We start from the raw sequence: 7,321 nt of genomic DNA, 5'->3' as shown, positions 1-7,321 counted from the left end.
CCGGTCTCCCAACCGGTTTCGATCGCGGCCATGATATCCAGGATCGCCTGTTCATCAGTCGAGACCGGTTTGGTGTCATGATGGCCGTCGGAGTTGTCGTGTCCGGCGGGGACCGTGCCTGACATTTCTCGATCAGCTGCACCGTCGGAATGGTCGTGATCATGTCCATCGCCGCTCGCCGATGATCCGTCCATAGTGTCGGATGGAGACTCTCCGTGAGCGTCTTGATGATCGTCTGTTGAATCCACCGTGCCTTGGTCGCCATGACCGGCCCCGCCGCCATGATCATGATCGTGGCCTGGCCCGCTGGCTTCAGGGAGGCTCTGCACGCCAAGTCCGTACTTGTAAACAATTGTGCCTCCCCACCACGCTGTAATCGTCAAAAGACCTGCCACCGCCAGGGCGCTGATCGTAAATACAGGGCCGGGCGACGCGGCCTTTCTCAGCCAGCGCCAACCAGCGAGGGTGAGTAAGGCGAGGCCCGTGAGAACAGCCCAGTTGCGATGGGTTGTCATCGCTTCATGGGACGGCGCATCGTGAGCAACGCTGTAATAGGCCTGGAAACCGGCCGCGATGGTGGCCAGAACCGCCAAGGCAGCCAATGCCAGCATCCAGTCAGCGGCCGGTCGAAGGCTGTCGCGCCAGCGGCCTACAGGTACCAGGAGACCAGCCGCATATGCCAAGGCTGCAGATGTGCCGAGGGCATAGGTAAAATGCACCAGCACGGGGTGAATATTGGGTTCTATGAAACCGCCCATCTTGTTCTCCTAATACCAGGTCCGCAGGCCCACGAGAAAGACGATATCGTCGCCTTTACCGCCTGCGGCCTCGATCATGTCGCGTGTCTCGCCGAAGGCGCTTTGCCATTCGACGCCAACATAGGGCGCAAACTCCCGTCTAATTTCATAACGAAGCCGCAAGCCGGCATCGAGTGTGCTGAGCCCCGCGCCCGTTTCTCTTTCCGGTATGTCCTGCGCGGAGAGATTTGCTTCGATCCGAGGCTGCAAGATCAGCCGCTGGGTCAGGAGCAACTCATATTCAGCCTCAATGCGGGCCGTTACATCGCCTTTTTCACTGAGAAAGGCGGAAGCGTCGACTTCGAACCAGTAGGGCGCCAGACCATTCAGTGCGACGACCCCATGCGCGAGACTATCCGGTTCGATGTCGTAGCGAACGCCCGCCTGAACATTCCAGAAAGGCGCAACCGCGCGGGAATAGAGTGCCTGGATCTCAGCATCATCCACGCCCTCTCCATTCAGAGAGGCGCGGCCTTCGCTCTTGAACCAGAGCTTGTTGATATCGCCCCCATACCAAGCCTGTCCGTTCCAGTACAAACTGTCGCCCTCGTCAGACATCTGGGCCTCGAGCTGGTTGAAGAGGATGTAGAAGCTCTTCTGGTCTCCGCCTTCCGCTAGAACGTCCCGGCGAGCGTCCGCCATTACATCCTCGCCGTAGATGGCGTCGGCCTGATCCCAGGGCGGGGTTGGATTAGTGTCTTGCGCGAACGCGCTGCCGGTCGCGTAGAGCGCGAAGCCGAGGAGTAGACGGGCTGCCAAATTCGGTTTCATCATGATTTTCCCTCCCCATGGTTCATGCCGTGATGGTCCATGGGCATATCCATCTGACCTGCCGGCATTTTTTCGGCTGGTGGCATATCTTCTGTCGATGGAATGACGCTGACGACCTGCATCATGCCAGCATGCATATGGTAAAGCAGATGGCAGTGGAACGCCCAGTCACCGACATGTTCTGCGGTGATGTCGACGCTGACCCTGTCTGCAGGCTTGACCGTCACTGTGTGCTTGCGGGGCATGTGATGACCACCGCCATTCACGAGATCGAAGAACATGCCGTGCAAATGGATCGGGTGTGGCATCATCGTATCGTTTACGAGCGTCAGGCGAACACGCTCACCCTCGTAGAACTTGATGGACTCGGTCACCTCGGAGAATTTTACACCGTCGAACGACCACATATAGCGTTCCATGTTCGACGTCAGGTGAATGACAATTTCGCGGCCAGGCGGACGATGGTCCTCATTCATGTCGAGCGCGCGAAGCTGGTTATAGGTGAGCGTGCGGTGGGGGACATCGTCAAGCCCGATTCCAGGTTCGCCCAAGCGGCTCATCGTCATGCCTGATACTTTTGCGACACCGGGGCCGCGCTCTATATCTGCTTCGATCTTGACGGGCTGGACGGCCGCACCGTTGGGGTCAGGCTGCATGGACATGGTGCCCATGTCGTGACCTTTCATGGCGTGATCCGACATGTCCGTGTCCATGCTGGTGCCGGGACTGTGATCCATGCCCTCCATGCCTGACATGCCCGCCATGTCTCCATGGGCCATTCCCATGTCCCGCATGGTCAGCATCGGCACGGCTCGAAGCGCAGGCGCATCGGCCCGCATACCGGCACGCGGGCCGAGCGTGGCGACGGCCTGGCCGGAGCGGTCGATCGATTCGGCAACAAAGGCGTAGGCGCGCGCTTCGGTTGGCGCGATGATGACATCATACGTCTCGGCCACGCCCATCTGGAATTCGTCGGTCTCAACCGGCTGGACATTCAGGCCGTCGGCCTGGACCACGGTCATCGGCAAGCCCGGGAGGCGGACATTGAAGAGGGTCATGGCGGAGGCGTTGATAATGCGCAGGCGAACCCGCTCGCCCGGCTGGAAGACCATATTGAAATTATCGGCCGTCGAATGGCCATTGATCAGGTAGGTGTAGGTTTCGCCGGTCACGTCTGCGAGATCGCGCGGGCTCATTCGCATCTGCCCCCACATGCCGCCAAGTCCGGTTGGGTTCCACAGGGTAGGCCGGTTGAAGTTCAGGCTCTCGGCATTCTTCTTCAGCTTGTCGAAGATCCGGTGCGGATGTGTGAAGCTCCAGTCGCTTAGGACGAGCACATACTCCCTGTCATAAGCGACTGGGTCTGTACCTGCCGGATCTATGACGATCGGACCGTAATGGCCGAGTTGTTCCTGTAGACCAGAATGGGAGTGATACCAGTAAGTGCCATTTTGCGGCACCTTGAATTGATATTTGAACGTTTCGCCTGGTTCGATGCCCGGGAAGCTGACGCCCGGCACGCCGTCCATATGGAAGGGGACAAGCAGTCCGTGCCAATGGATCGAGGTGTCTTCGGCAAGCCGGTTGGTGACGTTCATTGTGACGTCATCGCCCTCGCGCAACCGCAAGAGCGGACCGGGAAGTGTGCCATTGATTCCGGTTGCCATACCGGCTTTGCCGTTGAGCCTGACCGGGAACTGCCCAATTTCGAGGTCGAAGCGCGTGCCCGAAAGTGAGGGCACACCAAGGTTCCCGTTGCTGGAAGATTTTGCCCAAGCTGGCAGGAGGGTGCTTGCCCCCCAGGCTGCGCCGGTGCCGAGCACCGTCTGCAGCATATGTCGTCTGTTCAACATAATCGTCTCCGTGAGGTGAATTTATGCAATCGAGCTGCTAATGCAGCGACGCACGAACTCAGCTCAGGGAGCGCACCTTTAATGTGATTGGCGTTTGTCGGAACAGGTGATTTCGGACCTCAAGCCAGGGCGTGTGGACATTGACGACGATATTCCAAGCGTGTTGCCATGATGGTTTTACAAGCCCGATCGGCTTCGTATCACCTGACACGTGCTGGACCGAGTTCGCCGTCTTGTCGGCTTGTGCGACCGTCGCTGTCTGAAGCTTGCAGTGATCAGTCTCATCATCGCAAGGTGCCTCAGGCTCATCGGCTGGTGCCTGGTGAGAATGAGTGGTGAACTCGGTTGGCATGCTGTTCGTAGCCGACGTATCGACAGGACACGCACAGAGCACCTGCGACAGGCTGAAAAATACAGTCACGAGAGCTGCGACAACAATGTTCATGATTAATAGATATACCCCTTGGGGGTTTAAACTCAAGAAGGGATTTGAGAATTCTGGAAGTTGGCGTTAACGGATTACGGGACATCTTGTGACGCTAGCCGGGACGGCCAGCCAGCTCAATCGGCCAGTTACCCTGACAATTTCTTTCTGACCTTACCTCCAAATTTGGGCTCAGCCTGCGCAGCATGAAAGCTTCGCCACGTCCTTGTCGAACGTCTGTGCCGCCAATTTTAACCCTTCAACAGTTGTCAGGTATGGAAAAATTGTCTCGCCAAGCGCCTTGCTCGTCATGCCGAACTTCAACGCCATAGCCAGGGTTTGAATCGCATCAGACCCTTCGGGCGCCGCCATCTGTCCGCCCAGAAGGCGGTCGGTCTTCGCATCCGCGACCAGCTTGATGACGCCGCGGGTATCGCGGGCAACGGCGGCGCGCGCCACATGGTCCAGCGTCAGCACGCTGGTCTTGACATCATGGCCGGCTGCCTTCGCCTGCACCTCGGAAAGACCGACGCCGGCAACCCGCGGATCGGTGAACACGACCCAGGGCATGGCCGCATTGTCATAACGCAAATCCTGAAGCCCGAGCGCATTGTTGGCCGCCACCTTGGCCCCATAAGCGGCCATGTAGACGAACTGGTCGCGATCGGTGACATCACCCGCTGCCCAGACGCCAGGCCGTGTTGTGGCCATGTCGGCTCCGACCTTGATCGATCCGCGCGCATCGGTCTCGATGCCGAACTCGCGCAAGCCGAGGTCTTCAGAATTGGCAACCCGGCCTGTGGTGGCCACAAGCCGCTGCGCGAAGAGGGTCACAGGCTTTCCACCCCGTTCGATTGTCAGCGTGACGCCGCCGTCACTCCGTCTCACCGATCGGTAGGACAGGCCGGTCTCGACCGCGACACCCTCAGCCTTCAGCGCGTCGGTCAACGCCTCGGCCACTTCCGGTTCCACGCCGGGCAGAAGACGCGAGCGCGTGACCAGCGTAACCTTGATACCCAGCCGCGACGCCATCTGCGCCAGTTCGCAACCGATATAGCCGCCGCCCAGTACCAGGATGCTCTCGGGCTGTTCGGGCAACGTGAGAAGGTCCCAAGAATCGAGCGCCTCCACGGTCATGATCCCATCAATGTCCGGCAATAGCGGGCGCGAGCCTGTGGCGACCAGGACCTTCGGCGCGGCGATGAACCGGCCGCCGACTTCAATCCCGCCCTCGACCAGGCGTGCGGCACCTTCTTCGATATAGGTGATATTCTCATAGGAAGGCAGCAAATCGATATATTTTTTCTGGCGCATTTCGTCGACCAGTTCGGCCGTGCCCTTGACGACCGCCGGCCAGTCCACGCCTTGCGCGCACGGCTCGATGCCCGGAAACCGTGCTGCCGATATGCCACCATGCACCGCTTCGCCGGCCCGTATCATCGCTTTGGATGGCACGCAGCCGACATTGACGCAGGTGCCGCCGATTGTGCCGTGCCCGACCATGGCCACGCGCCTGCCGGCCTCGGCCGCGCTAATCGAAGCCGAAAACCCGGCCGAGCCAGCACCTATGACAATGAGGTCATAGCTGTCGCCGCTGGTCTCATTGACGGAGCAGCAATCGCCTGTCTTTACGGTTCGATCCATTGTTTCTTCCTCCGCTTGCGACCGGGCACGGCGACGCGGCCTCGATCAAGTATTCAAAATCACACCATCGCCCCGATGTCGGAGGCGTAGCTGGGATAGGCGAAGATCATCGCCTTGATCTGATTGGCGGTCTGACCGGCACGCATGGCCATGGCGAAAAGGTTGATCTGTTCCTCAGCCCCCGGTCCGATCAGGTGTGCGCCCAGGATTTTTCCGGTGTCCTGTTCGACCAGCACCTTGTACGCGGTTCGCTGCGCGCCGACGCGCATTGACGAATACCAGTCATGGGTCTTCTCGAAATGGGTATCGAACTTCAGACCCTCTTTCCTGGCCGCAGCCTCTGACAAGCCAACGCTAGCAACCATTGGCAAGGTAAAAACCACCGAGGGAATCGGCGGGTATTTGACTTGTCGCTCGTCCTTTCCGGCTAGCAGGTTCTTGCCCGCCACACGCCCCTCGAAGGCAGATACCGGGGTCAGGTTGGGGCCGCTGTCGACGCAATCGCCGGCGGCGAAGACCGCGAGATTGCTCGTGCGCATTGAGGCGTTCACCTGAATGCCCCGGCGGGTGTACTCGACGCCGGCAGCCTCAAGGTTCAGCCCGTCAATATTTGGCACCCGGCCCGTGCCATGCACCACCAGATCGCAGGTCACGGTTTCGGCACCACCCACGCCGTCCACAGTGACGATAAATTCTTCGCCCTGTTTCTCGATCGCCAGCACTTTCGCCTTGGTGCGCAAGTCGATGCCAAGCTCTTCCGTGCCCTCAACAAGTATCTCAACCAGGTCGTCATCGAAGGTGCCCAGGGGGCGCTCGGCCATTTCTAGTACAGTAACTTCGCTGGCGCCGGCGCGCCTGGAAATATGAGCGAACTCCATGGCGATGAAGCCACCGCCGACAAAAGCGATCCGGTCTGGCCGCTCGGTTAGTTCGAGAAACTCGGTGCTGGTGGTCAGATACGCCTCGCCAGGAATGTTCAGCGTTATCGGCCGTGCGCCGGTGGCGATGTGGAAATGTTTCGCGCGCAGGATTTCGCCATTCAGCTCGATACTGTCCGCGCCTGTGAACCGCGCTTCACCATGCAATACATCAATGCCTGCCTTTTCCATTCCCGCTTCGATGCGCGGCGGCATGGCGTCGGTGAATGTTCGCTTGAAGGCGATCATGTCCGGCCAGTCGACGGAAGGCTGCATCTTCAGCCCATTGCCCTTCATCCTGTCTGCCCAATCGACGCCTTCTGTAACCGCAACCAGCATCTTCTTTGGATCACAGCCGCGCAGGGCGCAGGTACCACCATAAGGCAGGCTGTCGATGCTCGCCACATTCCAGCCCGCCTTTGCGGCCATCCGGGCGACACCATTGCCGCTGGTTCCACCGCCAATCACGATAAGGTCATATGCGTCTTTCATGGCATGTCTCCATTGGTTGCGGTGATTGCCCTGCGCGGAAGATCCCAAGGCCCGTTCAAAAAGATCCAGCCCCCTTCCACAATCGGCACCTGCCTGCTGCTCCACCCGGAAGCGATCCTGCTCATCGCGGCACGTATTGAGCCATCATGATTGGTTTCCGTCAGGGCTGCATGGCCGCTTCTGCCTGCGCCAGACAGCATAGACCGTCAGCGCAATGAACAGGGCAAGCGCGGGCAATAGCACATAGTCGATCCAGCCCAGCACTGCCGACAAGCCCACAGCGCCAAGCAGCACCACGAGTATTGGTGTGAAACAGCAAAGTGCCGCAATGACGGTACCGGCCAGGCCCGTTATCAGCAGTTTTCGGTCAGTCCATTTTGACATCAAAGTGAAAGCCTTGTGTGAAAATCTGACGATGTATGC

At 59.3% G+C, this 7,321-nt stretch carries 7 protein-coding genes; all 7 read right to left on the bottom strand.

What is annotated here, in order from left to right; all coding sequences use genetic code 11:
• Nucleotides 1-758 (bottom strand): DUF2231 domain-containing protein (locus tag O4G74_RS15840; protein WP_269403499.1); only part of this gene is annotated, 758 nt, incomplete at its 3' end.
• A gap of 9 nt (nt 759-767) precedes the next feature.
• The gene (locus O4G74_RS15835; RefSeq protein ID WP_269403498.1) at nt 768-1,571 is read right to left on the bottom strand and encodes a copper resistance protein B; all 804 of its coding nucleotides are present in this window, start codon (nt 1,569-1,571) and stop codon (nt 768-770) included.
• Nucleotides 1,568-3,421 carry a copper resistance system multicopper oxidase gene (locus tag O4G74_RS15830; RefSeq protein WP_269403497.1) on the bottom strand — a complete coding sequence of 618 codons (1,854 nt, stop codon included), beginning with the start codon at nt 3,419-3,421 and terminating at the stop codon, nt 1,568-1,570. The genes O4G74_RS15835 and O4G74_RS15830 overlap by 4 nt, the downstream gene beginning before the upstream one ends.
• Before the next feature lie 58 nt (nt 3,422-3,479).
• Entirely contained in the window at nt 3,480-3,866 is a 387-nt protein-coding gene (locus tag O4G74_RS15825; protein WP_026180821.1) for a hypothetical protein, read from the bottom strand.
• Nucleotides 3,867-4,037: 171 nt separating this feature from the next.
• Nucleotides 4,038-5,489: a mercury(II) reductase gene (gene merA, locus O4G74_RS15820; protein ID WP_269403496.1), complete on the bottom strand. Its 1,452-nt coding sequence runs from the start codon at nt 5,487-5,489 to the stop codon at nt 4,038-4,040.
• A gap of 59 nt (nt 5,490-5,548) precedes the next feature.
• Entirely contained in the window at nt 5,549-6,898 is a 1,350-nt protein-coding gene (locus tag O4G74_RS15815; protein WP_119380619.1) for a dihydrolipoyl dehydrogenase family protein, read from the bottom strand.
• Between the two features lie 144 nt (nt 6,899-7,042).
• Nucleotides 7,043-7,282: a mercury resistance system transport protein MerF gene (gene merF, locus O4G74_RS15810; RefSeq protein ID WP_026180822.1), complete on the bottom strand. Its 240-nt coding sequence runs from the start codon at nt 7,280-7,282 to the stop codon at nt 7,043-7,045.
• Between the last annotated feature and the right edge of the window lie 39 nt (nt 7,283-7,321).

Source organism: Henriciella marina, assembly GCF_027213945.1.
In the GTDB taxonomy this organism is placed as follows: domain Bacteria; phylum Pseudomonadota; class Alphaproteobacteria; order Caulobacterales; family Hyphomonadaceae; genus Henriciella; species Henriciella marina_A.
The sequence above is the reverse complement of the archived record's forward strand: the minus strand, read 5'-3'. Positions and strand labels throughout refer to the sequence as shown.